Consider the following 25,387-nt stretch of genomic DNA (forward strand, 5'->3'; position numbering starts at 1 on the left):
GCGGCTCGGCGTCATGCGCCGTACGTCGACTCCCCCAGTTCGTCCAGAATCCGGTTGAGGTCCTGAATCGTGGCGAAGTCAATGCTGATCTGGCCTTTTCGAGCGCCGAGAGAGACCTTGACCTTCGTGTTGAGCCGATCGCCCAGCCGATGAGCAACATCGTCGAGATACGCCTTGCGTGCTCCCGCCTTCGGTGGTGCCGTACGGCTGGCTCCGGCATCCTTCGCCTTCGCCGCAGCTTCGGCGGCCCGCACCGAGAGGTCTTCGTTCACGATCTTGTCGGCGAGGCGCTGCATGGAATCGGTGTCTTCGAGGGACAGGATCGCGCGGGCGTGGCCGGCGGTCAGCACTCCCGCAGCAACGCGCTGCTGTACGGGAACGGGCAGCTTGAGCAGCCGGATGGTGTTGCTGATCTGCGGGCGTGAGCGGCCGATTCGGCCGGCGAGCTCCTCCTGGGTGATGCCGAAGTCCTCGAGCAGCTGCTGGTACGCGGATGCCTCCTCGAGCGGGTTGAGCTCGGAGCGGTGGAGATTCTCGAGGAGAGCGTCGCGGAGCAGGTGCTCGTCGGCGGTGTCGCGCAGGATGGCCGGAATCGATTCGAGGCCGGCTTCGCGAGCCGCGCGGGTTCGGCGCTCGCCCATGATGAGCTCATAGTCGCCGTCGGCGTTCTGGCGGACGACGACCGGCTGCAGCACGCCGAACTCCCGGACGCTGTGGATGAGCTCGGCGAGGTCGTCGGGATCGAACACGGTTCGCGGCTGGCGCGGGTTGGGCACGATCTCCAGGGGATTCACGTGGATCAGTCGCGCTCCGGGAACCGCAACGAGGTCGGCGGTGTCAGCATCCTGAGGCGCTCCGGATGCCGGCTCGTCCTTGGTGCCGGCGGCGTCGGAGGCCGGGGCTTCCTTTTCCTTGCTCTTGACGGTGGTGCTGCGGGTGCTTGCACCGGGGAAGAAGACGTCGACGGGTCGTTCCTGGGTTGCTTCTCCCGTGGGAATGAGTGCCCCGATCCCCCGACCGAGTCCTGTCCGCTTGGCCGCCATCAGGCGCCTCCTTCATTCGCTGTCGCCTCTGCGTGCGACTTCTCGTATCGCTGGATGATCTCGACCGCGGCTTCGCGGTAGGCAATGGCTCCGGCCGACTGACCGTCGTACGCGATGACCGTCTGACCGAAGCTCGGCGCTTCGGACACCCGCACGGAACGGGGAATGACGGTCCCCAACACCTGATCCGTGAAATGAGCCCGGACCTCGTCGGCGACCTGCTGGGCAAGGCGCGTCCGGCCGTCGTACATCGTGAGGACGATCGTGGAGACGTGGAGCGCGGGGTTCAGGTGCTTCTGGATCATCCGCACGTTGCCGAGAAGCTGGCTGAGACCCTCGAGCGCGTAGTACTCGCACTGGATGGGGATGAGCACCTCGTCGGCCGCGGTGAAGGCGTTGATGGTGAGCAGACCGAGGGACGGGGGGCAGTCGATGATGACGAAGTCGGGTTTGACGTCGACGGACGCGAGGTAATCCTCGAGAGCGGTGCGCAGACGGTGCTCCCGCGCGACCTGTGAGACCAGTTCGATCTCAGCTCCAGCGAGGTGGATCGTGCTCGGCGCACACTGGAGGAGATCGGATTCCGGGCTGGTCTGAACGACATCCGAGATGGGGAACTCATCGATCAGCACGTCATACACGCTGGGAGTCTCGGCGCTGTGCGGGATTCCGAGAGCGGTGGATGCGTTGCCCTGCGGATCGAGGTCGATGACGAGCACTCGTGCGCCGACCGATGACAGGGCGGCAGCGAGATTCACGGCCGTCGTGGTCTTGCCGACACCACCCTTCTGGTTCGACACCGTGATCACGCGGGTGACGCCGGGAAGAGCCACCGTCGTGGCCTCGAGGGACTTGCGTCGCGCCGAGAGGTCCGCGAGTTCGCGAGCGATGGGGCTGTCGGTGAGGGGGTCGAATGTGGCGGTGTCCGAGTTCTCGGATTGTTTCACGTGAAACACACTCCCTCTTCGCGTGCCGTCGACCTCGTCCAGTCTAATCGGCGCTTGCGACCTTCCCTGTTCATCGGGTGTCGAAGGCTGAACCGTTTCCGCGGGGCTCGCGACGGACGAGTGTGCGCCGTTTCACGTGAAACGGTTGTTCTCGACGCCAACGGACCGCCATGCGCGGGAGTTGCTCCGTCGTGGGCGCCGCTCCCGCAGCGCTTCCCATGTACGTGGTGCCGCTGATTCGGTCGGCTGGCAGATGAGCACCACGATCGCCGGACGCCTGGACCCGCGTCGACATCGACGACGAACCTGCCGGTACGCGTCCCACCGAAGAGCTCACTCAGTTGCGCGCGCACTTGGGGGCGGCCCCGCTGATTCGGAGTTTCACGTGAAACGGATGCCGCGACCGGCGCACTTCCATAAGGTTCGAATCGCGCATTGCCACGGATGATGACCGCCGGCTGTCCACCGCGCACGAGGACCGCGGAGCCGCGCCTCCGCGGTCCGGCGCTACGGACACATGGGCCGGCCCGTGTGCCGCTTGATCCCGCCCCTGTTCGCCACCGGACACTGCGGCTCTGTGACCGTTTCACGTGAAACGCTGCATGCCTCGTAGAAGCGGTGGGACGTCTGGAGCAGCCTGCCGGTCCAGGCCCCGTTCGCGGTGCAACGCGGGAGTCCCCTATATGGCCTGGCGACGGACTCTCGGCATCGAGGCGTCGGCAGCTGTGTGAACGAGGAGGACCCGTACTGACCGCGTGCACGCATAAGCCGAGGGAAGGAGCGGCGCTTCACGTGAACTCCACCCTCCGTACCTCTCACTCTCGGCGCCCAGTGATCGTTGTGCGCTCCTTGCGAGCACCCCGCGCACAGGCGTTACCGTTTCACGTGAAACGTGACGCCCATGATGCGTGATCGTCGTCCTTGGCGTTCATGAGCGCTTCGGGGACCGACGCACCGACCGTGCCCGGGCCGGCCGAGGCACGCCGCGCCACACATGCCAGCGGCCCCACAGTAGCCGCGGCCAGTCGCGGCGAGTGAAGCGGCCACACGCCGAAACATCGTGTTTCACGTGAAACGTCACGCCGCATGACGGTCAGTGAGCCGCGCTCTCGGTCCACGCATCGCGAACGCGTCGGCACCTCAGCAACACTGAACGACAAGGCACCTCACCATCACGGGGCGGGGCGCACAGGAGGAATGCGACCTCGACGGCGTGCGTTTCACGTGAAACAGTCGGTCACGCCCGCACGAGGGCGCGGACGACGCGCGATGGCTCGTCGACGACGCCCTCACCGACAACCTCGACATGCGCGTCGGTGACCTTGAACTTCCGCAGCTGCTTCTGCGCCGCCTCGATCTCGGCGGGGGCACTGTTGCCTTTGAGCAGAATGAGTTCACCACCATCACGGACGAGCGGTGCAGTAAGGGGGAGGAGGGTACGCAACGCGCTCACCGCCCGGGCGGTGACCGCATCGAACAGTGAGTGAGGCCGGTACTCCTCAGCGCGCGCCCGAACCACGTGAACATTCGCGAGCGCCAGCGCATCCGACTGCTCTCGAAGCCATGCAACCCGACGTTCCATGGGCTCGATGAGCACCCACTCGACGTCGGGCCGAGCGATCGCCAGCACCAAGCCCGGCAGGCCGGCCCCCGATCCCACGTCGGCGACCCGGCCGGAGAACAACGGTGCGATGACCGCGCTGTTCAGGATGTGACGGGTCCAGAGTCGCGGGCGCTCGAGCGGCCCGATGAGGCCGCGCTCCTCGCCGTGCTCGCCAAGCGCGCCGGCGAAGCGCCGCGCGAGATGGACCCTATCGCCGAAGACCTGCGCCGCCGCTGCCGGCTCTTCTTCGAGAGGGGAAAGCTCGTCAGTCATGGCGTTTCACGTGAAACGTCACGCACGCCGGATGACGGTGTGACGATCCGCGCCCTCGCCGTACGACTCGGAGACGAGACCGCGCTCCGAAACGATGTCGTGCACAAGCTTGCGCTCATAGCTCGACATCGCCGGAAGCGAGGCCTGCGACGCACCGTCGTCAAGCCGCGCGATCGCACGGTCGACCAACTGTGCGAGTTCCCGCTGACGCGCGTCGCGCGATCCGCCGATGTCGAGGATGAGGCGCGAGAAACGGCCGGTCTGGTTCTGCACCGCGAGGCGGGTCAGCTCCTGGATGGCCTGCACAGTGTCAGGCTCGGCAAGGTCGCCGAGATCGGCTACGTCGTCAGCTTCGACCGACACGTACGCGCGCCCGTTGCGCACATCCAGCGTCAGATCGCCGTCCACGTCGGCGATGTCCAGCAGGCCCTCGAGGAAGTCGGCCGCGACGTCGCCCTCCTGCTCGAGCTGCTCGATGGTCGCCGCGCGCTCGTCGAACTCGGCCGGCGACGGGGATGCTGTCGTTGACATGACTTCCTTCGGATCGGGTCAGGAGGTGGACGTTCCGCCGGGTGATCCCGAAGGATTCGGCTTCTGCCCCTGCTTCTTCGCACGCTGTTTGCTCATCGGCTGCTGCCGCTTCGGTGCCTGAGCCTTGGCCCGCTCGGCCTCTTCGAAGAGGCGCTGCTGCTCGGCGACGTACTTCTCCATGGGGATGATCTTGCCGCTGGCATCGAGCGCTTTGCCCTTCTTCGCCAGCCGCTCCTCGCGCTCCTTGGCCGCCTGCGATCCCGGCGTGGGCATGTTGCGGATGACCATGAACTGCTGAACGGCGGTCCAGATGTTGCTCGTGAACCAGTAGATGACAACGCCGAGCGGGAAGAACACGCCCGAGAAGACGAAGGCGAACGGCAGGACGTAGACCATCATGCGCTGCATCTTGTACGCCTGGCCCTGCTTGGCCTCGGGCGACAGGTTCTTCGACACGATTTGCAGCTGGGTGAAGAACTGCGACGCGATCATCAGCACGACGAGGGTCACCATGATGGTGACTGTGGTCTGCCAGCCTTCCGGCTTGACCTCGAGCGTGCCCTGGAGCGACTCGTGCAGCGACGCCACGCCGAACAGCTTCGCGTTGTAGAACTCCTGAGTCAGTTCGTTCGTGAGCCAGAAGATCCCGCCGTGGTTCGCCTCGGCGTTCGTCTTGATCGACGACAGCACGCTGTACAGCGAGAAGAACACCGGCATCTGCACGAGGATCGGCAGACAGCCCGACACCGGCGAGGTGCCGTTCTTCTTGTACATGGCCATGGTCTCGCGACTCATCGCCTCACGCGAGAGCTGGTCGCGTTTGCCCTTGTACTTCTCCTGGATCTTCTTGAGCTCGGGCGCGATCTCCATCATCTTGCGCTGGCTCTTGATCTGTTTGACGAACAGCGGAACAAGAGCCGCACGCACGACGATCACGAGGCCGATGATGGACAAAACCCAGGTCAGACCACCAGCCGGGTCCATCCCGATGAAGGTGAACAGGGCGTGGAACGCGACCAGGACAAGCTCGACGAGCCACTTCAGAGGCCACAGGATGAAGCCGAGCGGATCGAAACCGCCGCCGGATGGGGCGGCGGGCGTGCTCGTTGCGAGAAACAGCAGATCCTGCACGGATCAGTCCTTTCTGGGGGGCACGACGAATCCGTGCGGAGTCAGCTCATAGCGATAGTGCTCGTGCGGGCGCACGTCGTCGACGCCGCCGGCAGCCCACGGGTGGCACCGTGCGACGCGCAGCGCCGCAAGCGCCGCCCCCTTCAGTGCTCCGTGCTGCTGCACCGCGCCGACGGCATATGCCGAACACGACGGGTAGTACCGGCAGACATCGCCGTAGGTGTGCGAGATGGTCGCCCGGTATGCATGCAGGATCGCCAGCACTGCGTTGCGGGGAATGAGGAGGAGGGTCGCGCCGACACCGGTGTGTCGGAACGTTCCCGCTCCCACGAACGCGGTCGGCAGCGTCGTGGCGCTCATGCGGCGGCTCTCCGTGCGAGGCAGCGCGACACCTCGGCCTGCAGCTGGGCGAAGTCCGCGCGCGCGGCACCCGGAAGCGCCCGGATGACGATGTCGGCTCCCTCGCGCACCTGCGGCAGGGCACCGGCGCACACGGCTTTGAGGCGGCGGCGCACCGTATTGCGCACGACCGCCGTACCGACCTGTTTGCTCACGATGAAGCCGAAGCGCGCCGCGCGCTCCTCCTCAGAGGACACGACGTACATCACGGTGTTCGGACCGGCACACTTCACGCCCCGACGGACGACGGCCTTGTATTCCGCACCGCGGGTCAGACGATTCGGCCTCGCGAGCACCGGGATCGGGTCAGGCCGACAGCTCGCTGCGGCCCTTGGCGCGGCGAGCCGAGAGGATGCCGCGACCGGCGCGGGTGCGCATGCGAGCGCGGAAGCCGTGCTTCTTGGCGCGGCGACGGTTGTTGGGCTGGAAGGTGCGCTTGCTCATGGAATCACTCCGGAGGTTCACCGGGTCACGTGCCCGGAGACGACGAATGGGGGACTCTGCCCAAATGGCATAAGTCAACCGATTAAGGCTACGTCCACAGTGCCCATATCTCAAACCGGGGAGTGCGCTCCCACATTATCCACAGCCTGGTGCTATCGCTGGAGACGACGCGCGGCCCGGTTCTACAGTGGAGTTTGCTCTGCGAGCAGCGGCTGACTAGCGTTGCTCCGAGCAAGTTATCCACAGGCCGAGGCGCGCCCGCCGCCTGTAACACAAAACAGCCGGGGGGGCCATGGCACCGCAGGAAGATCCCGACGTTCCCGTCTGGAGCACGGTACTGCACCTGCTCGAGGCCGACGACCGGATCACCCCGCAGATGTGGGGCTTCCTCCACCTCGCCGTCCCGCAGGGGGTGATGGGCGGGATCCTGTACATCGATGTGCCGAATGACCTCACAGCCGGTCAGATCACGAAGCGCATGCGCGCGTCGATCATGGAAGCGCTCGAGCACGCCGGCGACGGCGTCACGTCGTTCCGGGTCGTCGTCAACCCGGACATCACCGACGCGCACCTCACGGCGTCGATTCCGGCCCAGACCTCCCCGTCGCCCACGATCGATGCCGCGCCCATCATCCCCGAGCGCTCCGAGTCGGCGCCGACCGTGCAGAGCAGCACACGCAACGACACCCGTCTGAACCCCAAGTACACGTTCGACAGCTTCGTCATCGGCCAGTCGAACAGGTTCGCTCACGCCGCGGCGGTCGCCGTGGCCGAGGCACCGGCGAAGGCCTACAACCCGCTCTTCATCTACGGCGATTCCGGACTCGGCAAGACGCACCTGCTGCACGCGATCGGCGACTACGCCCAGAGCATGTATGCCGGCATCCGGGTGCGCTACGTGTCGAGCGAGGAATTCACGAACGACTTCATCAACTCGATCGCCAACAACCGCGGCTCGGCGTTCCAGGCACGCTACCGCGACGTCGACATCCTGCTCATCGACGACATCCAGTTCCTTCAGGGACGCGCCGAGACGCAGGAGGCGTTCTTCCACACCTTCAACACCCTGCACGACCACGACAAGCAGGTCGTCATCACCAGTGACGTGCCGCCGAAGCACCTCACGGGGTTCGAGGACCGCATGCGATCCCGCTTCGAATGGGGTCTCATCACGGACGTGCAGGCGCCCGATCTCGAAACCCGCATCGCCATCCTCCGCAAGAAGGCCCAGAGCGAGCGACTGCAGATCCCCGACGAGGTGCTCGAGTACATCGCCACGGTCGTCTCGTCGAACATCCGCGAGCTCGAGGGCGCTCTCATCCGCGTCTCGGCATTCGCGAGCCTCAACCGTTCCACGCTCGACATGTCCCTCGCCCAGACCGTGCTGCGCGACATCGTCGATCAGGACGACGCGAACGTGGTGTCACCGACCGACATCATCACCGCGACCGCCGGGTACTTCAAACTGTCGGTCGACGACCTCTACGGCTCCAGCCGCTCGCAGGCGGTGGCCCAGGCGCGCCAGATCGCGATGTACCTATGCCGCGAACGTACGAGCCTCTCGCTCCCGAAGATCGGGCAGCTGTTCGGCGGCCGTGACCACACCACCGTGATGTACGCGTACAAGAAGATCAGCGACCTCATGAAGGAGCGTCGCTCGATCTACAACCACGTCACCGACATCACCGCGCAGCTCGGCCGTCGCTGACTCGCCTTTCTCTCCGAGCCGGGGCGCTCGACGTTCGGCCGTCGTGCGTATGCCGGAATCCGTCCTTGACTTGGGGTGCCGTCACCGCCAGAATCCGCGTTCTGCACAGTGTGGATAACTTGTGGAGAACACGTCGTCGAGTGTCATTCCCTGTGAGCGATCGACGCATCGTTGTGGATAACTCCGGCGCTGGGGATTTTGCGCTCGCCCCCGCGTCCCCCGTGATTCCGCAGGACATCCACAACTCACACGAATGTAGTTTCCTACTGCCGCAAACGATCCACCGACTTATCCACAGTTCCCACAGGTGTTAACACCATGACGAAGAGTTAACGATCCAAGGGGCCATCCGATCACCCTGTACGCGTCGGCTGGTGGATGACCGCCCGGAGATCCAGGCATCGGGATTGCGCGACGAGGGCACTAGCATGAGTAAACCCACGCCCATGTCAAGGGAGCGCAAGTGAAGTTCCACGTAGGTCGCGATGTCTTCAGCGAAGCCGTCTCGTTCGTCGTCAAGCTCCTGCCCCAGCGCAATCCGCAGCCGATCCTCGCCGGCGTCCTCATCGAAGCCGGCGATCACGGCCTCTCACTGTCGGCGTTCGACTACGAGGCTTCGGCGCGCACGACGATCGAGGCGAACGTCGACGAGCCGGGCACGATCCTCGTGCACGGTCGTCTGCTCTCCGACATCGCCAGCCGTCTGCCGAATGCTCCGATCCAGATGGAGGTGGAGGAAGACGGCATCGCGCTGACGTGCGGCTCTGCACGCTTCATGCTCGCCTCGATGCCGGTGCAGGAATACCCGGCGATCCCCGAGGTCACCGGAGATTCGGGGCTTGTGCCCGGCGACGAATTCGCCACCGCCATCTCGCAGGTCGCTTTCGCAGCGTCCCGCGACGACGTGACACCGGTTCTCACGGGTGTGCAACTCGAGGTGTCGGGTACCCAGCTGAGCCTCGTGGCCACCGACCGCTACCGGGTCGCGCTGCGTGACATCCCGTGGGACGGCGGCGCAGCAGCGTCCGACGACAGCACCTCGGCACTCGTTCCGGCCCGCACTCTCACCGAGGTCGGCAAGACGTTCTCGCACGGCGGTGACATCTCGGTGTCGTTCTCCGGATCGGGTGACCGCGAGATCATCGCGTTCACGTCGGGCAACAAGACCGTCACTTCGCTGCTGATCAAGGGCAACTTCCCCCCGGTGCGTCGACTGTTCCCCGAGCAGACCGAACATCACGCCGTCGTGAACACCGCCGACCTCGCCGAGGCCGTACGCCGCGTGTCGCTCGTGCTCGACCGCTCCGCGCCGCTGCGGTTCACGTTCACGCCGGACAGTGTGTCGATGGATGCGTCGGGTACCGAGCAGGCGCGGGCGAACGAGACCGTCGAGGCGACGCTCGTCGGCGAGGACGTCACGCTCGGCCTCAACCCGCAGTACCTGCTCGAGGCCCTCGGCGCCGTGCGGAGCGAGTTCACGCGCATCACGTTCACGTCGGCCGAGAACCAGAACAAGCTGAGCCCCGTGCTCATCACCCCGCAGACCTCGGTCGACAAGGGCGGCGAGGACACCTTCCGCTACCTCCTCCAGCCCAACCTCCTCCTGCGCTGAACGACCCCCGCCGCGGCCGCCGCCTCCACGCATCCCGCAGTCCCGCGGTTTCACATGAAATCGCCCGTTGCACATCGAACGTGCGTCGGTTTGATGTGGAGCAGGCTGCTTCATGTGGAGCCGGCGAACAGGCGGGGATGGGGGCGGGCCTCGGTAGGCTTGATCCGGTGATCGTCGAGCAGCTCAGCCTGGTGGATTTCCGCAATTACGCGGCCGCCGACGTGGCGCTCGGCACCGGGCCGAACGTCTTCGTCGGGCGCAATGGTCAGGGCAAGACGAACCTCGCCGAGGCGATCGCGTACTTCGCCACGCTCGGCTCGCATCGCGTGTCATCCGACGCGCCGATGGTGCGGCACGGTGCGGATGCGGCGATCGTGCGGGCGCGCCTCGCACACGGCGAGCGACGCGTGCTCCTCGAGGTGCAGGTCAACAAGCAGGGCTCGAACAAGGCGCGGGTCAACGGGGCGCCCGTCAAGGCCGCCGAGCTGCCGCGATATGCACAGGTCGTGCTGTTCGCCCCGGAGGACCTGCAGATCGTGCGCGGCGACCCCTCGGCTCGGCGCCGTTTCGTCGACCAGCTGCTCGTGCAGCGTGCTCCGCGCATGGCCGGCGTCCTCGCCGATTACGACCGCGTGCTCCGACAGCGCAACGCGTTGCTCAAATCGGCTCGCGCGCGCGGGATCCGCGGCGACCAGCTTTCCACTCTCGACGTGTGGGACGAGAAGCTCATCTCGCTCGGCGCTCAGGTCATCGATGCACGGATGGCGTTGACCGCGGAGCTCGCCCGTCCGATGGCGCGCTCCTACGCCGCGATCGCGGGCGCCGATCACGCGCCGGAGCTCGAATGGGCCCTGTCGGTGCGCGGCGTCGATCCGGAGGAAGGCGACGACGCGTCCGAGTCGGGCGCGATCGGCGACACGGCCGACGTGTTCCGCGCGGCCCTGGCGGCCCGGCGTTCGGCGGAGCTCGAGCGCGCCATCACGCTCGTCGGTCCTCATCGCGACGACCTCGTCCTCCGTGTGCGGGGCCTGCCGGTGAAGGGCTACGCATCGCACGGTGAGTCGTGGTCGGTCGCGCTCGCCCTGCGCCTCGCGTCCGCCGAGCTGCTGCGTGCGGAGTCGCGGCTCGGCGATCCCGTGCTAATCCTCGACGACGTGTTCGCCGAACTCGACGCCGACCGTCGCCAGCGCCTCGCCACGCTGGCATCGGAGTACGAGCAGGTGATCGTGACGGCTGCCGTGGAACCGGATGTGCCCGACGCGCTGCGCGCGCACGTCGTGCGCGTCGAAGCGGGGACGATCGTCGCCACGGAGCCTCTCGTCGGGACCGAAGCGCCCGCTCCCGCAGATCCCGCAGAACCCCTTGCGGCGACCGAACCGTCCCGCGCGACCGAACCGCCCGTCGAGACGGAGGTCGCCGATGCCCGCTGACGCCGACGACCTGCCCGAGACGCTTGCCACCTATCTGCGGCTCCGGGGCCTCGAACCGTCGGCTCGCGCGAAGCGGCGGCGGCGACGCCGGAACGACGACGACGAGAACCAGCCCTTCACGAGGGGTCGGGACCCGCGCGGCCTCGGCGACGTCGTCGTCGCCTTCACCCGCGAGTCCGGGTGGGAATCCCAGCTCGCCCGCGCCGACCTGGTGCGACAGTGGGGCGAGGTCGCCGGCGACGAGACCGCGCAGCACACCCGGCCGGTCGCCCTGAGCGAGGGACTGCTCACGGTTCAGTGCGATTCGACGGCGTGGGCGAAGCAGCTCCAGCTCATGCGCGCGCACATCCTCACCGAGATCCTCCGGCGGTACCCTGACGCCGGCGTCGACAGCATCCGGTTCATCGGGCCCGACGTCCCCTCCTGGAAATGGGGTCCCAGAGCCGTTCCAGGGCGCGGTCCACGCGATACCTACGGCTGAGGTACGTCCGCGACCGGCTCGCGCGATTTCGGCGCGGCACAGGGCCGTACACGCTCCATTCCAGAGGTGGCGCTGGTAACATGGATCGGTAGGCCTTGAGATCGGGAGCGCGGATTCTATGACGTCAGACACACCGGAGAACGAGTCCGCGCAGGAGACCCCGATCCCCGCCTCGCCGAAGACCGACTACGGTGCCGATGCCATCCAGGTGCTCGAAGGGCTCGAAGCCGTGCGCAAGCGCCCCGGCATGTACATCGGATCCACCGGAGAGCGCGGCCTGCATCACCTGGTGCAGGAGATCGTCGACAACTCCGTGGACGAGGCCCTCGCCGGATACTGCGACACGATCGAGGTCACGATCCTGGCCGACGGCGGCATCCGGTGTGTCGACAACGGCCGCGGCATCCCCGTCGCTCCGCACGCCTCCGACCCGTCGAAGTCGACCGTCGAGGTCGTCCTCACGGTGCTGCACGCCGGTGGCAAATTCGGCGGCGGCGGATATGCCGTCTCGGGTGGGCTGCACGGCGTGGGCTCATCCGTCGTGAACGCGCTCTCGACCCGGTTCGAGGTCGAGGTGAAGCGCGAGGGACACGTCTGGCGGCAGACGTTCGCCGACGGCGGCGCGCCTCAGGGCCCGCTGGAGAAGGATGAGGAGAGCTCGGAGACGGGCACCACCATCACCTTCTGGCCCGACGGTTCGATCTTCGACACGATCGACTTCGACTACGACACCCTGCGGCTGCGCTTCCAGCAGATGGCGTTCCTGAACAAAGGACTGAGCATCTCGCTGCGCGACGAGCGCGAGAAGGCCATCATCGTGGAGGACGTCGACGGCCAGGAGATCGTGTCGCAGCGCCAGGACCGGTTCCTCTACGAGCGCGGCCTCGTCGACTACGTCGGATATCTCAACAAGGTGCGCAAGTCGGAGCACGTGCACGAGGAGATCATCGACTTCGAATCCGAGGACACCGACCGCAAGATCTCGCTCGAGGTCGCGATGCAGTGGACCACGAGCTACACCGAGAACGTGTTCACGTTCGCCAACACCATCAACACGCACGAGGGCGGCACGCACGAAGAGGGCTTCCGTGCGGCGCTGACGACCCTCGTCAACCGGTACGCCCGCGCCAACAATCTGCTGAAGGAGAAGGATGACAACCTCTCCGGCGATGATGTACGCGAGGGTCTCACGGCCGTGATCTCAGTCAAGCTCTCCGAGCCGCAGTTCGAAGGACAGACGAAGACCAAGCTCGGCAACACCGAGGCCAAGGCGTTCGTGCAGAAGGTCGTGGGCGACCGGCTCGGCGACTGGTTCGACCGCAACCCCGCCGCGGCCAAGAACATCATTCGCAAGTCGATCGACGCGGCGACCGCACGGATGGCGGCGCGCAAGGCGCGCGAGACCGCACGCCGCAAGAGCGTGTTCGAGTCGGCATCGATGCCCGACAAGCTCAAGGACTGCACGAGCAAGGACCCCTCGATCAGCGAGATCTTCCTCGTCGAGGGCGACTCCGCCGGCGGCTCGGCCGTACAGGGCCGCGACCCGCACACGCAGGCGATCCTCGCCCTGCGCGGCAAGATCCTGAACGTGGAGCGCGCGCGCCTCGATCGCGCTCTCGGCAACAATGAGATCCAGGCGATGATCCAGGCGTTCGGCACGGGCATCGGCGAAGACTTCGACATCGACAAGGCGCGGTACCACAAGATCGTGCTGATGGCGGATGCGGACGTCGACGGCCAGCACATCACGACGCTGCTGCTCACGCTGCTGTTCCGCTACATGCGCGGTCTCATCGAGGCCGGCTTCGTGTACCTGGCCATGCCGCCGCTGTACCGGCTCAAGTGGACCAACTCCCCCCACGAGTACGTCTACTCCGACAACGAGCGCGACGCGCTGCTGGCCGACGGGCTCGCGAGCGGCAAGCGCATCCCGAAGGACAACGGCATCCAGCGCTACAAGGGTCTCGGCGAGATGAACCCCAAGGAGCTGTGGGAGACGACGATGGACCCCGAGACGCGCACACTGCGTCAGGTCACCATCGACGACGCCGCCGCGGCCGACGAGATCTTCTCCGTGCTGATGGGTGAAGACGTCGAGTCGCGCCGCAGCTTCATCCAGCGCAACGCCAAGGACGTGCGCTTCCTCGACATCTAGGCGTTTCGTCTCCACGGCCCCCGGGTCGTTGAGCGAGCGAAGCGAGACGAAACGACGCAGAGAGAGCAGAACACATGGTTGACGACGACCGGCCCGCCGAGGCCCCCGAGCACAATCACGGAAAGATCGACCAGGTCGACCTCCAGGTCGAGATGCAGCGCAGCTACCTCGACTATGCGATGAGCGTCATCGTCGGGCGTGCGCTGCCCGACGTGCGCGACGGTCTCAAGCCCGTGCACCGCCGCGTGATCTACGCGATGTACGACGGTGGGTACCGCCCCGACAAGTCGTTCTCGAAGTGCGCGCGCGTCGTCGGCGAGGTGATGGGTCAATACCACCCGCACGGCGACTCCGCGATCTACGACACCCTCGTGCGCCTCGTGCAGCCGTGGTCGCTGCGCTATCCCCTCGCGCTCGGCCAGGGCAATTTCGGTTCTCCCGGCAACCAGGGCGCGGCGGCTCCTCGATACACCGAGACGAAGATGGCTCCACTCGCGCTCGAGATGGTGCGCGACATCGAAGAGGAGACCGTCGACTTCCAGGACAACTACGACGGTCAGACGCAGGAGCCGGTCGTCCTGCCGGCGCGGTTCCCGAACCTCCTGGTGAACGGCTCGGTCGGCATCGCGGTAGGCATGGCGACGAACATCCCGCCGCACAACCTGCGCGAGGTCGCCGCCGGCGCGCTCTGGGCGCTCGAGCACCCCGAGGCAACCCGCGAAGAGCTTCTCGAGGCGCTGCTCGAACGCATCCCGGGCCCGGACTTCCCCACGGCGGCGCAGATCCTCGGCACCCGCGGGATCCAGGAGGCCTACCGCACCGGTCGCGGATCGATCACGATGCGCGCGGTCGTGAACGTCGAGGAGATCCAGGGCCGCACCTGCCTCGTCGTCACCGAGCTGCCGTACCAGGTGAACCCCGACAACGTCGCGGTGAAGATTCGCGACCTCGCGCGCGACGGCAAGATCGCCGGCATCGCCGACATCCGCGACGAGTCCAGCGACCGCACCGGGCAGCGCCTCGTGATCGTGCTGCGACGGGATGCCGTAGCCAAGGTCGTGCTGAACAACCTGTACAAGCACACGCAGCTGCAGGAGAACTTCGGCGCGAACATGCTGGCGATCGTCGACGGGGTGCCGCGCACCCTGGCGCTCGACGGCTTCGTGACGCACTGGCTCACGCACCAGATCGAGGTCATCGTCCGGCGCACGCGGTACCGGCTGCGCAAGGCCGAGGAGCGCATGCATATCCTGCGCGGCTACCTCAAGGCGCTCGACGCGCTCGACGACGTGATCGCGCTGATCCGCCGTTCGCCGACCGTCGACGAGGCGCGCGAGGGGCTGAAGGATCTGCTCGAGATCGACTCCGATCAGGCCGACGCGATCCTGGCGATGCAGCTGCGGCGCCTGGCGGCCCTCGAGCGGCAGAAGATCATCGATGAGGCGGCGGAGCTCGAGCTGCAGATCGCCGACTTCAATGCGATCCTCGTGAGCCCGGAGCGCCAGCGCGGCATCGTGCGCGACGAACTCGGCGAGATCGTCGCGAAGTTCGGCGACGAGCGGCGCACGCACATCCTGCCCGGATTCGACGGCGACATGTCGATCGAAGACCTCATCCCCGAAGAGGAGATGGTGGTCACGGTCACACGCGAGGGGTACATCAAGCGCACACGCAGCGACAACTATCGCTCGCAGCACCGCGGCGGCAAGGGCGTGAAGGGCGCCCAGCTGCGCGCCGACGACGTCGTCGAGCACTTCTTCGTCACGACGACGCACCACTGGCTGCTGTTCTTCACCGACAAGGGCCGGGTGTACCGCGCGAAGGCCTACGAGGTGCCGGAGGCCGGGCGCGATGCGAAGGGTCAGCACGTCGCGAACCTGCTTGCGCTGCAGCCCGACGAGAAGATCGCGCAGATCCTCGAGGTGCGCACGTACGACGACGCGGCATACCTGGTGCTCGCCACCCGCAGCGGACTCGTCAAGAAGAGCCGGCTCACCGACTACGACACCAACCGTCAGGGCGGGATCATCGCGATCCGGCTGCGCGAGGACGACGAGGTCGTGAGCGCGCTGCTCGTCGACGAGGACGACGAGATCCTGCTCATCAGCCGGCACGGCATGTCGCTGCGGTTCGCGGCGACGGATGAGGCGCTGCGTCCGATGGGACGCTCGACCGAGGGCGTGAAAGGAATGTCGTTCCGCGGCGACGACTGCCTGCTGTCGGCATCGGTCGTCACCGACGAGGGCTACGTCTTCGTGGTCACCGACGGCGGATACGCGAAGCGCACCGCGGTGAGCGAATACCGCGTCCAGGGCCGCGGCGGTCTCGGCATCAAGGTCGCGAAGCTGAACGACGATCGCGGCGTTCTGGCGGGCGGTCTCATCGCCGACGCGGACGACGAGATCCTTGTGGTTCTTGCCAGCGGCAAGGTGGTACGCTCTGCCGTGGCCGAGGTGCCCGCCAAGGGCCGCGACACCATGGGTGTCGTGTTCGCCCGCCCCGGTGATGATGACCGGATCATCGCGATCGCCCGCAACTCGGAACGCGGACTGGGCGAGACCGAGGGCGCCCCGGACGGCGCTGCCGAGGACGCGGCAGCGGCTACCACTGAGCCTTCCTCCCCGACCCCCGAAGAGAGTACTGACGCATGAGCACCGTAGCCGACAGACTTGCCAAGAAGTCGACTCACAAGACGAACGCCAAGCAGGTGCGGCTGCGCCTGGTGTACGTCGACTTCTGGTCGGCCGTGAAGCTGTCGTTCCTCGCTGCCGTGGCGGTCGCGGTCGTCACGATCGTGGCGTTCTTCCTCATCTACATGGTGGTCACCGCGACCGGGCTGGTCGGCAAGGCGGACGAGCTGTTCAAGAGCGTCTCCGACGGCGGCGTGGCCCTGTCGGCCATCATCGGCCTGCCGCAGGTGATGGCGATGGCGGCGATCATCGCCATCCTGAACCTCATCGTGATCACGGTGATGGGCGCCGTCATCGCGGGGCTCTACAACCTCGCCGTGAAGGTGACGGGCGGCCTGCTCATCGGCTTCACCTCGAACTGAACCGCGTCATCCAGCGCCGGTCCTCCTTGTGGGGCCGGCGTTGGCGTTTGCCGACCCGCGCACGGCACGAAAGGCGGAGATGTCGCGAGAGGCGGACGGATGCCGCGACTCGGCTCCGCCTTTCGCGAGATCTCCGCCGGTGGGCCGCAGCGCGCTGCGGTCGCTGGGAGTCAGGCGATGCCGGTGGTGCCCAGCAGCATCCCGATGAGGAACGTCGCGATGAGCGCGAGCGCGCCGCCGATGACGAGTCGCGCCATGGCTCTGAGCTTCGGTGCACCGCCGAGCTGGGCGGCCACGGTGCCGGTGAAGGCGAGCGCGACCAGCACGGCCATGAATGTGACTGCGATGCGAGCGGGCGTGGGAACGAGCAGGATGGCGAGCATCGGCAGAATCGCGCCGATCGTGAACGACACCGCAGAGGAGAGCGCCGCGTGCCAGGGGTTGACGAGGTCGTCCTGGTCGATGTGCAGCTCGACCTCGAGGTGCGCCGCGAGGGCGTCGTGGGCAGTGAGCTCCTCGGCGACCCGTCGTGCGGTCTCGGCGCTGAGGCCGCGGTTCTCATAGAGCTCGGTGAGCTCGGCGAGCTCCTCTTCGGGCATCTCGGCGAGCTCGCGCCGCTCCTTCTCGATGAGGGCGCGCTCGGTGTCGCGCTGGCTGCTGACCGAGACGTACTCGCCGAGCGCCATCGAGACCGCTCCGCCGACGAGGGCCGCCATCCCGGCGGTGAAGATGGCACCGAGATCGGGGGTCGCGGCGGCGACGCCGACCACGACGGCGGCGACGGAGACGATGCCGTCGTTCGCGCCGAGGACACCCGCACGCAGCCAGTTCAGCCGCTGCCCGATGCGGTCGGAATGGGCTTCTCCCGCGTGCATCGCGGCGCTGTCGCTCATCGCACCAGTGAATCAAGCGACCCCGATCGCCACAAGTTCGCATGCCCTTCCCGATTCGGAAAATCGCCGCGATTCGGGTAATCTCTTGGAGGTTGACAGTGCATGTCATCACCCGGGGGTATAGCTCAGGCGGTTAGAGCGCTTCACTGATAATGAAGAGGTCCCAGGTTCAAGTCCTGGTACCCCCACACGACACCTCTCGGGGCCTTAGCTCAGTTGGTAGAGCGCCTGCTTTGCAAGCAGGATGTCAGGAGTTCGAATCTCCTAGGCTCCACAACGTGAGAAGAGCCGGCCCGCATGGGTCGGCTCTTCTTGCGTTATCGGGTAGGGCGATTCGAACTCGCGGCGCAGCCGCGTTCGATGGGCCCACGGCGCGCAGCGCCGGGGACTCCTAGGCTCCACAACGTGAGAAGAGCCGGCCCGCATGGGTCGGCTCTTCTTGCGTTATCGGGTAGGGCGATTCGAACTCGCGGCGCAGCCGCGTTCGATGGGCCCACGGCGCGCAGCGCCGGGGACTCCTAGGCTCCACAACGTGAGAAGAGCCGGCCCGCATGGGTCGGCTCTTCTTGCGTTATCGGTAGGGCGATTCGAACTCGCGGGTTATCGGCCAAGGCGTCTGGATGGGGCCGGGCGTGCCATGCGCGTCAAACCATCCTCTTCTGCTCCAAGCCTTCGTCGCCGTCGAGCTCCGTGTCGCAGAGCGCGCGGCCGGGATGTCACATTCCGCGGCCGAGCGGTGTCTCCATGTTCGAAGGCGCGAGAAGCGCGTCGCGGAAGGAGCAGATCATGACGAACACGACCAGGATCCCCGCGGTCGAGGTGACCGGCCCGTTCGGGGCCGTGGTGAAGACCGTGGCAAGGCGCAAGCTCGGCCTCGTGCCCGACTCGCTTGGCGTGCTGTGGCAGCACCGGCCGGTGATGATGGACATGATGAAGTTCGGCGGGAAGACCGAGAAGTGGCGCGAGCTCGACAAGGGCCTCTCGACCCTCGCCACCATGGCCGCCGCGGCGACCGTCGGCTGCAGCTTCTGCCTCGACCTGCACTACTTCATGGCCCACGATCACGGCCTCGACGAGGACAAGGCGCGCGAAGTGCCGGTCTGGCGTGAGTCGACCCGGTTCACCCGGCTCGAGCGCCTCGTGCTGGAGTACTCCGAGGCGATGAGCCAGACCCCGCCTGCGGTGACGGACGAGCTGTCCGACGAGCTCCTCGCCGAGATCGGCGCACCGGCGCTGCTCGAGCTCGCCGCGAAGGTCGGCTACCTCAACGCGACGGCCCGGATGAACATCGCCCTCGGCATCCACTCCGACGGCTTCGCCGACGCCTGTGGCCTCGCGCCGCTGGCCACCGCCACGCCGGCCGGCGTAGCGTCGCAAGCATGAGCACCGTGCCCGCCGCCGAGTCGGAGGATCCGTTCGTCACCCATCGTCGGCTGCTGTTCACGGTCGCATACGAGATCCTCGGCTCGGCCGCAGATGCGGAGGACGTGCTGCAGGAGTCATGGCTGCGCTGGGACGAGGTGGATCGCGAGCGGATCCAGGATCCGCGCGCGTATCTCGTGCGGATCGTCACGCGGCAGGCCCTGAACCTCCTCCGGGCGGCGTCGCGCCGACGCGAGGAGTACGTCGGTCCGTGGCTGCCGGAGCCGCTGCTGACGTCGGCCGACGTCGCCGACGACGTGGTGCTCGCGGAAAGCGTGTCGCTCGCGATGCTCACCGTGCTCGAGACGCTGGGGCCGACGGAACGCGCCGTGTTCGTGCTGCGCGAGGTGTTCGACGTGCCCTTCGACGAGATCGCGGACGCGGTGGGCAAGTCGTCGGCGGCGGTGCGTCAGATCGCGCACCGCGCGCGCGATCACGTCGCCGCCAGGCGGCCGCGCATCGCGGTCGACGCTTCCGAGCACGACCTCGCCGTGGAGCGCTTCATCGGAGTGATGAACTCGGGCGACGTGCAGGGCCTCATGGACGTGCTGGCCCCCGACGTGGTGTCGGTCACCGACAGCGGAGGGCTCGTGCGGCACGCGGCGCGGCGCCCGCTGCACGGCGCCGACCGGGTGGTGGCTTTCCTGCAGGGCAGCATCGCGAAGCTCGATACGGCGTTCGCTGTCGTGCCTCTGCGCATCAACGGCATGCTCGCCGCGGGCATCCGGGTCGGTGGCGAGCTGCTGGCCGCCGTGAGCTTCACGGTGGAGGACGGTCGCATCACGCAGGTGTTCTCGGTCGCGAACCCCGACAAGCTCTCAGGCCTTGATGCGGAGGCACCGCTGACCCGCTTGACCCGGTGACGTGGGCCCCGACTTCTTCCGTCGCGTGAGGCTCAGCGCCCGGCTGGAGTGAGCTCATGCGGAGTGACGTTGAGCCGCTCGCAGCCGTCGGCCGTCACTACGACGATGTCCTCGATGCGCGCACCCCACTCGCCGGGGAAGTAGATGCCGGGCTCGATGCTGAAGGCCATCCCCTCCCGCAGCACCAGGTCGTTGCCCGGGGCGATGTACGGCTCCTCGTGCACCGACAGGCCGATGCCGTGGCCGGTGCGATGCAGGAACGCGTCGGCCAGACCCTCCTCCGCCAGAACGCGGCGGGCTGCCGCATCCACACTCTCGGCGGTGACACCGGGCCGCACGGCATCGACCGCCGCCTGCTGGGCTCGGACCAGCACCTCGATCCACCGAGCGGCCTCGGGGTCCGGCTCTCCGACGGCGTACGTGCGCGTGCTGTCGGAGTTGTACCCCGACGGCACCGCGCCGCCGATGTCGACCACGACGATGTCGCCGTCCTCGATCACCCGGTCTGACACCTCATGGTGCGGGTCGGCACCGTTCGGGCCGGAGCCGACGATCACGAACTCCACGGTGCGGTGGCCCGATTCCACGATGGCTGCCGCGATGTCGGCGGCCACCTCGCGCTCGGTCCGGCCCGCGCGCAGCAGCTCCGGAACCTGCCGGTGGACCGCATCGATGGCCTCCCCGGCTCGCCGGAGCTCAGCGATCTCGGCGTCGTCCTTGACCATGCGGCCCTCGCGGAGCACCGGCGTCGCAAGCTCGAGCCGCACGTCGAGCCGCTCGCCGAGGGGCACCGCGTGCAGTGCCGGCAGTGCGTCCGAAACGGCGACTCGAGTCGCGCCCGTGGGCACCGCCGCCGCGACCAGCTCATAGGGATCGTCGCCATCGACCCAATCGGCGAGCCGCACGCCCAGATCGCCCACGGGGGTATCGCGCACCTTCGCGAGTTCCATCCGCGGCACGACGATCGTCGCGGGCCCCTCCACGGGGATGATCAGCGCGGTGAGCCGCTCGATCGTGTCGCCCTCGACCCCGACGAGATACGTGAGGTCGGGCCCCGCGCTGACCACGACGGCAGCGAGGCCGGCCTCGCCGGTGAGCCGGCGGGCGCGATCGAGACGTGCGGCATGGACACCCGCGGCGAAGCTCATCTCCCCACGCTATTGCGCTGTCGCGGCCGCCGCCAGGCTTCGTCGAGCTACAGGGTCTGCCCGGCGAGGAAGTGCCACCCGAGCCACCACCAGATCACGATCACCGCGAGGCGTACCGACCGCTGCGTCATCAGCCGATCGAACAGGGCGGTGACGGATGCGTCGGCATACCGCCGCCCGATGAGCCAGCCCGCCACGGCGAGTGCCGCCGCACAGGCGAGGAAAGCGCCGGCGCTGATCACGATCATCGTGTGCCTCCCCGCCGGAGCAGCCAGACGCCGCCGCTGAGCCACAGCGCGACGAAGAGCACCTTGCCCGGCACGGTCGTGACGGCCGGATTCAGCAGATCGCTCAGCGAGAACCACGTCGCCGTCGGCTGCACGAGGCCGAGGATGAACTGCACGAGCTCCCACACGCATCCGATCACGACGATCACCGCCCACGCGAGGGCCAGACGCCGGATGCCGCTGCCCAGCGGCGCGGCCAGCTCAGGGTGTGCGACGGCGGCACCCGTGAACGCGAGGATCACGGCGATCGCTCCCACCGCCACCGTGAGGACCTGCATCCCCGGGCTGTGCCGGGGCAGGAAGCACATCGCCGCCCCGACCAGAGCAGCGCCGCCGGCGATCCACGGCAGACCGATGCGCCGCACGTTCCGCCGCATCAGCCCGCCGCGCGCATCGAGGCTCACCAGGGTCGCCATCACGAAGAACACCCCCGCGTCGAACCACTGCATACGGACGATCTGGACGACACCGATCGCAGCGAGCACGAAGATCCAGCAGGCGACCGGCCACACGCGGGTGGGCGGTGCCGCCTGTGCCGGCTCGGTGCGACGATGCTGCCTCTGCGGATCCATGGGTGACACTCCTCATCTGCACTCTAGCCACCGCACGGGCACACAGCGCCGGCTCAGGCGTCACAGGTCCGCCGCATCCTAGGGTGTAGTCATGGACCTGCGCGTCGCCGCCTACGCCGTGATCATCGACGACGACCGCCTCCTGCTCTCACACTGGATCGAGGGGCGCCGCCCCGCGTGGACGATGCCCGGCGGCGGGCTCGAAGAGGGCGAAGATCCCGTCGACGCCGTGCGCCGCGAGGTGCGGGAGGAGACCGGGTACAAGGCCGAAGTCGGCGAGCTGCTCGGCATCCACTCCCGGGTCATCCCCGCCGGACGGCGCGTGACGCCCGGTGCCGGCGTGCCGCTGCACACCCTCCGCATCGTGTACCGCGCGCGCGTGGTCGGCGGCAAGAAGAGGAACGAGATCGACGGATCGACGGATCGCGCCGACTGGTTCGCGCTCAGGAGCGTGCGCTCGCTGCAGCGCGTGAAGCTCGTCGACATCGCACTGAGGATGGCCGGGATCGGGTTCTGAGGATGTCGCGGGGAGGCGGCGTCGTTTCGACTCGCTCGACGACCGGGGCCGGTTGGCTCACGACCAACGGGCGGCTCGCGCAACGACCGGAGAGAGGCCGGACTACCGATCGGGAGCAGGCAGCGGCTGCGTGATGTCGGCGACTGTCGCCTGGTACGCCGCGATGAGGGCGTCGGCATCCACGAAGAGGCTGTAGCCGTGGGCGCCCGCGCCCATTGCGATGCGGCGGCCCGCGATCGACGTGTCGGCGTATATGGGCAAGTCGTGCGTGCTGCCGATGGGCACGATGGTCCCGCGCTCGTAGCCGGTGGCGTGCAGCGCCAGCTCGGGTTCCGGCAGCCGCAGCCGGTTCACCCCGACCACGGCGCGCAGCTTCGGCCATGAGATCGCGCGGTCGCCGGGCACGAGTGCGAAGAGGTACGAGTCGTCGCTGCGCTTGACGACGAGGGTCTTCACGATATCGGCTGGTTCGAGGCCGAGGAGGGCCGCCGCCTCCGGCAGGCTCCGCGCCACGGGGCGCTCGCGCAGCTCGATGGAAAGACCGCGGGCGGATGCGGCTTCCCGCACCCGCCCGGTGGCGTCGTCGTGTCGCTCGCCCTTCGACTCGGCCGCTGCGCGGCCTCGCTCAGGGACCTCATGCTGGGTCATGCTGCGCGGCCTCGCTCAGGGGCCTGACCGTGGGTCACGCCTCGGGGGCGCGCAGCGGGTCGTCGGCGACCCAGAGCTCGTCGTCGGCGCGCAGCGTCTGCCAGGCGGCGTAGAGCACGCCCACCGCCGCAGCGACACCGAGCAGGATCGCGATGACACCGCCCGCGCCCATGCCCTGCTTCGCCGGCTGGATCTTGGCGGCGGCGAGCTTCTTCGACGCCTTCTTGCTGTTCTTCTTGGCGCTCTTCGCGAGCGAGTCGAAGTCAGGAAGGGAGAGACCGCGGCCGGCAGCGAGCTTGGAGCGCGTGTCGTTCGCGGCATCCCACACCGACATCGCCGAACCGACCACGGCTCCGGCGGCCGGGATGACCGTGTCGTTGAAGACGTGCTGCGCGGTCTTCACGCCCTTGTCGACGTACGGGGCGGCGTACTTCTCGTAGTTCGCCTGGACGGCGGGGGCGAGGTGCTCACGGTTGTAGTTGCCGAGCTGACGGCCGGCCTCACGGGCGACCGACGCGGCCTCGCCCACGAGCACCTGCTGCGACGACCACAGCTTGTTCGCCTGGTCCTGAAGATGGCGGAGTTCCTTCTTGCGCTTGCGGCTGAGGCTCACGGGATGCCCTCCCTGTCGTTGGGTCGTGTGCTTTCTCATCTTGCCAGACGCATCCTGAAGAGAAAGGGGCTTGCGGAACATCAAGAGATATCTCTGAGACAATGAATCCCATGCCCATTGCTACCGCTGTCGCCACGATTCACACCAACCACGGCGACATCGTCGTCAACCTCTTCGGCGACCACGCCCCGCGCACCGTGCAGAACTTCATCGGCCTGTCCGACGGCTCCGGCAGCTGGACCGACCCCCGCACCGGCAAGCCCGGCGAGGGTCCGCTGTACAAGGACGTCATCTTCCACCGGATCATCCCGAACTTCATGATCCAGGGCGGCGACCCGCTCGGCCAGGGCGTCGGCGGCCCGGGCTACTCGTTCAACGACGAGATCCACCCCGAGCTTTCGTTCGGCTCGCCCTACCTGCTCGCCATGGCCAACGCCGGCCTGCGCCGCAACGCCATCACCGGCGAAGTCGAGGGCACCAACGGCTCGCAGTTCTTCATCACGACCGACCCGACCCCGTGGCTGAACGGCAAGCACACGATCTTCGGTGAGGTGGCGGATGACGCATCCCGCGCCGTCGTCGACGCGATCGCCGCGGTGCCCACGGGTGCGCAGGACCGTCCGCTCGAGCCCGTCGTCATCTCGTCGATCGACGTCGCCGCAGCCTGAGGACCGGCTCCTGACCGCATGACGTCGGCCGACTTCGCCCGCAACCGCGACAACTTCTGCTACCGGCATCCCGACCGGCAGAGCTTCGTGCTCTGTCAACGGTGCCTGCGCACGATCTGCCCGGAATGCCAGAACCCCGCGCCGGTCGGCGTGATCTGCCCGGAATGCCTGCGCGATCAGCAGAAGGGCGCATCGAGCGCGCAGCGCAAGGCTGAGCGGCGCTGGGGGCGACGTTCGACGACCGTCGCCGCCCCCGCCGACCGCCGGCCCCTCGCGACGTACTGGATCGTCGGCCTCACCATCGCCGCCTACCTCGCGCAGCTCATCCCCGGTTCGCCGGTGCAGAGCTGGCTCGCGCTCAACAGCGCCTTCCTCATCCCGCAGCTCGGCAGCTTCGAGCCGTGGCGGATGCTGACGGTGCTTCTCGTGCACTCGGGCTTCCTGCACGTCGGGCTCAACATGCTCGCGCTGTGGATGATGGGGCGGATCCTCGAGCCGCTCGTCGGCCACACGCGGTTCGTGGTGATGTACCTGATCTCCGGGATCGGCGGGTCGGTGGCGGTCGCGCTTCTCGCCCCGGGCACGTGGGTCGTCGGGGCATCCGGTGCGATCTTCGGTCTGTTCGGCGCTCTGCTCGTGATCGGGCGGCACATCGGCGCGAACGTCGCGAGCATCGCGATCATCATCGCGATCAACTTCGCGTTCCCGTTCGTGATCGGCCTGCTGTCGGGATCGCTCGCGAGTGTGCAGATCTCCTGGCAGGCGCATCTGGGCGGCCTCATCGCCGGCTGTGCCGTCGGGTTCATCTACGCGCGCACTCGCGCGGCCCGTCAGAGTCGGCTGCAGATCGTGCTGCTCGTCGCCCTGACCGTCGTCCTGCTCGGTCTGCTCGTCATCCCCGCAGTCCTCTACGTCTGACGAAGCGCGGGTGCGGCCTCGGGAAGCCC

General features: G+C 67.5%; 26 protein-coding genes and 2 tRNA genes. 14 read left to right on the forward strand and 14 right to left on the reverse strand.

Annotated features, from left to right (window positions below; translation table 11 throughout):
* Nucleotides 1–11: 11 nt before the first annotated feature.
* The 8 genes from AC3RX1_RS09815 to rpmH all read right to left on the reverse strand — a co-directional run bounded on the left by AC3RX1_RS09815 (nucleotide 12) and on the right by rpmH (nucleotide 6,371).
* On the reverse strand, nucleotides 12–1,043 hold the full coding sequence (locus tag AC3RX1_RS09815; protein ID WP_491501055.1) for a ParB/RepB/Spo0J family partition protein: 1,032 nt from the start codon (nucleotides 1,041–1,043) through the stop codon (nucleotides 12–14).
* Nucleotides 1,043–1,990, reverse strand: a complete 948-nt coding sequence (locus AC3RX1_RS09820) for a ParA family protein (protein WP_491501056.1) — start codon at nucleotides 1,988–1,990, stop codon at nucleotides 1,043–1,045. Before AC3RX1_RS09820 ends, AC3RX1_RS09815 begins: the two co-directional genes overlap by 1 nt.
* 1,237 nt (nucleotides 1,991–3,227) lie before the next feature.
* Complete coding sequence (gene rsmG, locus AC3RX1_RS09825; protein ID WP_491501057.1) at nucleotides 3,228–3,866, reverse strand: 16S rRNA (guanine(527)-N(7))-methyltransferase RsmG; 639 nt, start codon at nucleotides 3,864–3,866, stop codon at nucleotides 3,228–3,230.
* Between the two features lie 18 nt (nucleotides 3,867–3,884).
* The gene (locus tag AC3RX1_RS09830) at nucleotides 3,885–4,397 is read right to left on the reverse strand and encodes a Jag family protein (RefSeq protein ID WP_491501058.1); all 513 of its coding nucleotides are present in this window, start codon (nucleotides 4,395–4,397) and stop codon (nucleotides 3,885–3,887) included.
* 18 nt (nucleotides 4,398–4,415) lie between these two features.
* Nucleotides 4,416–5,528: a membrane protein insertase YidC gene (yidC, locus tag AC3RX1_RS09835; RefSeq protein ID WP_491501059.1), complete on the reverse strand. Its 1,113-nt coding sequence runs from the start codon at nucleotides 5,526–5,528 to the stop codon at nucleotides 4,416–4,418.
* Nucleotides 5,529–5,531: 3 nt separating this feature from the next.
* Nucleotides 5,532–5,888: a membrane protein insertion efficiency factor YidD gene (gene yidD / locus AC3RX1_RS09840; protein ID WP_491501060.1), complete on the reverse strand. Its 357-nt coding sequence runs from the start codon at nucleotides 5,886–5,888 to the stop codon at nucleotides 5,532–5,534.
* Nucleotides 5,885–6,223, reverse strand: coding sequence for a ribonuclease P protein component (gene rnpA / locus AC3RX1_RS09845; RefSeq protein ID WP_491501061.1), 339 nt, complete (start codon nucleotides 6,221–6,223; stop codon nucleotides 5,885–5,887). The genes yidD and rnpA overlap by 4 nt, the downstream gene beginning before the upstream one ends.
* Before the next feature lie 10 nt (nucleotides 6,224–6,233).
* Nucleotides 6,234–6,371, reverse strand: coding sequence for a 50S ribosomal protein L34 (gene rpmH / locus AC3RX1_RS09850; protein ID WP_029146106.1), 138 nt, complete (start codon nucleotides 6,369–6,371; stop codon nucleotides 6,234–6,236).
* A 292-nt stretch (nucleotides 6,372–6,663) separates the two neighbouring features.
* On the opposite strand from rpmH, the gene dnaA reads away from it, so the two are divergent.
* From dnaA to AC3RX1_RS09885, 7 genes are all read left to right on the forward strand, one after another.
* A complete protein-coding gene (gene dnaA, locus AC3RX1_RS09855) occupies nucleotides 6,664–8,079 on the forward strand; it encodes a chromosomal replication initiator protein DnaA (protein WP_491501062.1) in 1,416 nt (471 codons plus the stop codon).
* Between the two features lie 463 nt (nucleotides 8,080–8,542).
* Nucleotides 8,543–9,691 carry a DNA polymerase III subunit beta gene (dnaN, locus tag AC3RX1_RS09860; protein ID WP_491501063.1) on the forward strand — a complete coding sequence of 383 codons (1,149 nt, stop codon included), beginning with the start codon at nucleotides 8,543–8,545 and terminating at the stop codon, nucleotides 9,689–9,691.
* Nucleotides 9,692–9,858: 167 nt separating this feature from the next.
* Complete coding sequence (gene recF / locus AC3RX1_RS09865) at nucleotides 9,859–11,121, forward strand: DNA replication/repair protein RecF (protein ID WP_491501064.1); 1,263 nt, start codon at nucleotides 9,859–9,861, stop codon at nucleotides 11,119–11,121.
* Entirely contained in the window at nucleotides 11,111–11,602 is a 492-nt protein-coding gene (locus tag AC3RX1_RS09870; RefSeq protein ID WP_491501065.1) for a DciA family protein, read from the forward strand. The genes recF and AC3RX1_RS09870 overlap by 11 nt, the downstream gene beginning before the upstream one ends.
* A 118-nt stretch (nucleotides 11,603–11,720) precedes the next feature.
* Nucleotides 11,721–13,757 carry a DNA topoisomerase (ATP-hydrolyzing) subunit B gene (gene gyrB, locus AC3RX1_RS09875; RefSeq protein ID WP_491501066.1) on the forward strand — a complete coding sequence of 679 codons (2,037 nt, stop codon included), beginning with the start codon at nucleotides 11,721–11,723 and terminating at the stop codon, nucleotides 13,755–13,757.
* A 74-nt stretch (nucleotides 13,758–13,831) separates the two neighbouring features.
* Complete coding sequence (gyrA, locus tag AC3RX1_RS09880) at nucleotides 13,832–16,408, forward strand: DNA gyrase subunit A (protein WP_491501067.1); 2,577 nt, start codon at nucleotides 13,832–13,834, stop codon at nucleotides 16,406–16,408.
* Nucleotides 16,405–16,809 carry a DUF3566 domain-containing protein gene (locus AC3RX1_RS09885; RefSeq protein WP_491501068.1) on the forward strand — a complete coding sequence of 135 codons (405 nt, stop codon included), beginning with the start codon at nucleotides 16,405–16,407 and terminating at the stop codon, nucleotides 16,807–16,809. Before gyrA ends, AC3RX1_RS09885 begins: the two co-directional genes overlap by 4 nt.
* A gap of 170 nt (nucleotides 16,810–16,979) precedes the next feature.
* Here AC3RX1_RS09885 and AC3RX1_RS09890 read toward each other — a convergent pair whose 3' ends face one another.
* Nucleotides 16,980–17,702 carry a VIT1/CCC1 transporter family protein gene (locus AC3RX1_RS09890; RefSeq protein ID WP_491501069.1) on the reverse strand — a complete coding sequence of 241 codons (723 nt, stop codon included), beginning with the start codon at nucleotides 17,700–17,702 and terminating at the stop codon, nucleotides 16,980–16,982.
* Nucleotides 17,703–17,816: 114 nt separating this feature from the next.
* Here AC3RX1_RS09890 and AC3RX1_RS09895 point away from each other — a divergent pair.
* The 4 genes from AC3RX1_RS09895 (at nucleotide 17,817) to AC3RX1_RS09910 (ending at nucleotide 19,987) form a co-directional block, all read left to right on the forward strand.
* A tRNA-Ile gene (locus AC3RX1_RS09895) sits at nucleotides 17,817–17,890 on the forward strand.
* 13 nt (nucleotides 17,891–17,903) lie between these two features.
* Nucleotides 17,904–17,976: transfer RNA gene (locus AC3RX1_RS09900), tRNA-Ala, on the forward strand.
* Between the two features lie 512 nt (nucleotides 17,977–18,488).
* Nucleotides 18,489–19,085, forward strand: a complete 597-nt coding sequence (locus tag AC3RX1_RS09905) for a carboxymuconolactone decarboxylase family protein (RefSeq protein WP_491501070.1) — start codon at nucleotides 18,489–18,491, stop codon at nucleotides 19,083–19,085.
* A complete protein-coding gene (locus AC3RX1_RS09910) occupies nucleotides 19,082–19,987 on the forward strand; it encodes an RNA polymerase sigma-70 factor (protein ID WP_491501071.1) in 906 nt (301 codons plus the stop codon). Before AC3RX1_RS09905 ends, AC3RX1_RS09910 begins: the two co-directional genes overlap by 4 nt.
* A gap of 32 nt (nucleotides 19,988–20,019) precedes the next feature.
* Here the strand turns inward: AC3RX1_RS09910 and AC3RX1_RS09915 are convergent, their stop codons facing one another.
* The 3 genes from AC3RX1_RS09915 to AC3RX1_RS09925 are packed head-to-tail and all read right to left on the reverse strand — an operon-like array spanning nucleotide 20,020 to nucleotide 21,994.
* Entirely contained in the window at nucleotides 20,020–21,135 is a 1,116-nt protein-coding gene (locus AC3RX1_RS09915; protein WP_491501072.1) for a M24 family metallopeptidase, read from the reverse strand.
* Between the two features lie 47 nt (nucleotides 21,136–21,182).
* Nucleotides 21,183–21,383, reverse strand: coding sequence for a DUF6186 family protein (locus AC3RX1_RS09920; protein ID WP_491501073.1), 201 nt, complete (start codon nucleotides 21,381–21,383; stop codon nucleotides 21,183–21,185).
* The gene (locus tag AC3RX1_RS09925) at nucleotides 21,380–21,994 is read right to left on the reverse strand and encodes a hypothetical protein (RefSeq protein WP_491501074.1); all 615 of its coding nucleotides are present in this window, start codon (nucleotides 21,992–21,994) and stop codon (nucleotides 21,380–21,382) included. Before AC3RX1_RS09925 ends, AC3RX1_RS09920 begins: the two co-directional genes overlap by 4 nt.
* Before the next feature lie 91 nt (nucleotides 21,995–22,085).
* Here AC3RX1_RS09925 and AC3RX1_RS09930 point away from each other — a divergent pair, with 91 nt between their 5' ends.
* Nucleotides 22,086–22,511, forward strand: a complete 426-nt coding sequence (locus AC3RX1_RS09930) for an NUDIX hydrolase (RefSeq protein WP_491501075.1) — start codon at nucleotides 22,086–22,088, stop codon at nucleotides 22,509–22,511.
* 102 nt (nucleotides 22,512–22,613) lie between these two features.
* Here AC3RX1_RS09930 and AC3RX1_RS09935 read toward each other — a convergent pair whose 3' ends face one another.
* Both AC3RX1_RS09935 and AC3RX1_RS09940 read right to left on the reverse strand, forming a co-directional pair.
* The gene (locus AC3RX1_RS09935; protein ID WP_491501380.1) at nucleotides 22,614–23,045 is read right to left on the reverse strand and encodes an aminoacyl-tRNA deacylase; all 432 of its coding nucleotides are present in this window, start codon (nucleotides 23,043–23,045) and stop codon (nucleotides 22,614–22,616) included.
* Nucleotides 23,046–23,193: 148 nt separating this feature from the next.
* On the reverse strand, nucleotides 23,194–23,772 hold the full coding sequence (locus tag AC3RX1_RS09940; protein ID WP_491501076.1) for a DNA helicase: 579 nt from the start codon (nucleotides 23,770–23,772) through the stop codon (nucleotides 23,194–23,196).
* Nucleotides 23,773–23,882: 110 nt separating this feature from the next.
* Between AC3RX1_RS09940 and AC3RX1_RS09945 the strand changes: the two genes are divergently transcribed.
* Both AC3RX1_RS09945 and AC3RX1_RS09950 read left to right on the forward strand, forming a co-directional pair.
* A complete protein-coding gene (locus tag AC3RX1_RS09945) occupies nucleotides 23,883–24,440 on the forward strand; it encodes a peptidylprolyl isomerase (protein ID WP_491501077.1) in 558 nt (185 codons plus the stop codon).
* Between the two features lie 18 nt (nucleotides 24,441–24,458).
* Entirely contained in the window at nucleotides 24,459–25,358 is a 900-nt protein-coding gene (locus AC3RX1_RS09950; protein ID WP_491501078.1) for a rhomboid family intramembrane serine protease, read from the forward strand.
* The last annotated feature ends 29 nt before the right edge of the window (nucleotides 25,359–25,387 follow it).

This window comes from Microbacterium altimontanum, assembly GCF_058349865.2.

What these genes read in the sequence shown, in the direction of transcription:
- AC3RX1_RS09815 (WP_491501055.1), bottom strand. Translation starts at nt 1,043, where the DNA reads ATGGCGGCCAAGCGGACAGGACTCGGTCGGGGGATCGGGGCACTCATT.
- rsmG (WP_491501057.1), bottom strand. Translation starts at nt 3,866, where the DNA reads ATGACTGACGAGCTTTCCCCTCTCGAAGAAGAGCCGGCAGCGGCGGCG.
- AC3RX1_RS09830 (WP_491501058.1), bottom strand. Translation starts at nt 4,397, where the DNA reads ATGTCAACGACAGCATCCCCGTCGCCGGCCGAGTTCGACGAGCGCGCG.
- yidD (WP_491501060.1), bottom strand. Translation starts at nt 5,888, where the DNA reads ATGAGCGCCACGACGCTGCCGACCGCGTTCGTGGGAGCGGGAACGTTC.
- rpmH (WP_029146106.1), bottom strand. Translation starts at nt 6,371, where the DNA reads ATGAGCAAGCGCACCTTCCAGCCCAACAACCGTCGCCGCGCCAAGAAG.
- dnaA (WP_491501062.1), top strand. Translation starts at nt 6,664, where the DNA reads ATGGCACCGCAGGAAGATCCCGACGTTCCCGTCTGGAGCACGGTACTG.
- AC3RX1_RS09870 (WP_491501065.1), top strand. Translation starts at nt 11,111, where the DNA reads ATGCCCGCTGACGCCGACGACCTGCCCGAGACGCTTGCCACCTATCTG.
- gyrB (WP_491501066.1), top strand. Translation starts at nt 11,721, where the DNA reads ATGACGTCAGACACACCGGAGAACGAGTCCGCGCAGGAGACCCCGATC.
- gyrA (WP_491501067.1), top strand. Translation starts at nt 13,832, where the DNA reads ATGGTTGACGACGACCGGCCCGCCGAGGCCCCCGAGCACAATCACGGA.
- AC3RX1_RS09885 (WP_491501068.1), top strand. Translation starts at nt 16,405, where the DNA reads ATGAGCACCGTAGCCGACAGACTTGCCAAGAAGTCGACTCACAAGACG.
- AC3RX1_RS09890 (WP_491501069.1), bottom strand. Translation starts at nt 17,702, where the DNA reads ATGAGCGACAGCGCCGCGATGCACGCGGGAGAAGCCCATTCCGACCGC.
- AC3RX1_RS09905 (WP_491501070.1), top strand. Translation starts at nt 18,489, where the DNA reads ATGACGAACACGACCAGGATCCCCGCGGTCGAGGTGACCGGCCCGTTC.
- AC3RX1_RS09910 (WP_491501071.1), top strand. Translation starts at nt 19,082, where the DNA reads ATGAGCACCGTGCCCGCCGCCGAGTCGGAGGATCCGTTCGTCACCCAT.
- AC3RX1_RS09915 (WP_491501072.1), bottom strand. Translation starts at nt 21,135, where the DNA reads ATGAGCTTCGCCGCGGGTGTCCATGCCGCACGTCTCGATCGCGCCCGC.
- AC3RX1_RS09920 (WP_491501073.1), bottom strand. Translation starts at nt 21,383, where the DNA reads ATGATCGTGATCAGCGCCGGCGCTTTCCTCGCCTGTGCGGCGGCACTC.
- AC3RX1_RS09925 (WP_491501074.1), bottom strand. Translation starts at nt 21,994, where the DNA reads ATGGATCCGCAGAGGCAGCATCGTCGCACCGAGCCGGCACAGGCGGCA.
- AC3RX1_RS09930 (WP_491501075.1), top strand. Translation starts at nt 22,086, where the DNA reads ATGGACCTGCGCGTCGCCGCCTACGCCGTGATCATCGACGACGACCGC.
- AC3RX1_RS09945 (WP_491501077.1), top strand. Translation starts at nt 23,883, where the DNA reads ATGCCCATTGCTACCGCTGTCGCCACGATTCACACCAACCACGGCGAC.
- AC3RX1_RS09950 (WP_491501078.1), top strand. Translation starts at nt 24,459, where the DNA reads ATGACGTCGGCCGACTTCGCCCGCAACCGCGACAACTTCTGCTACCGG.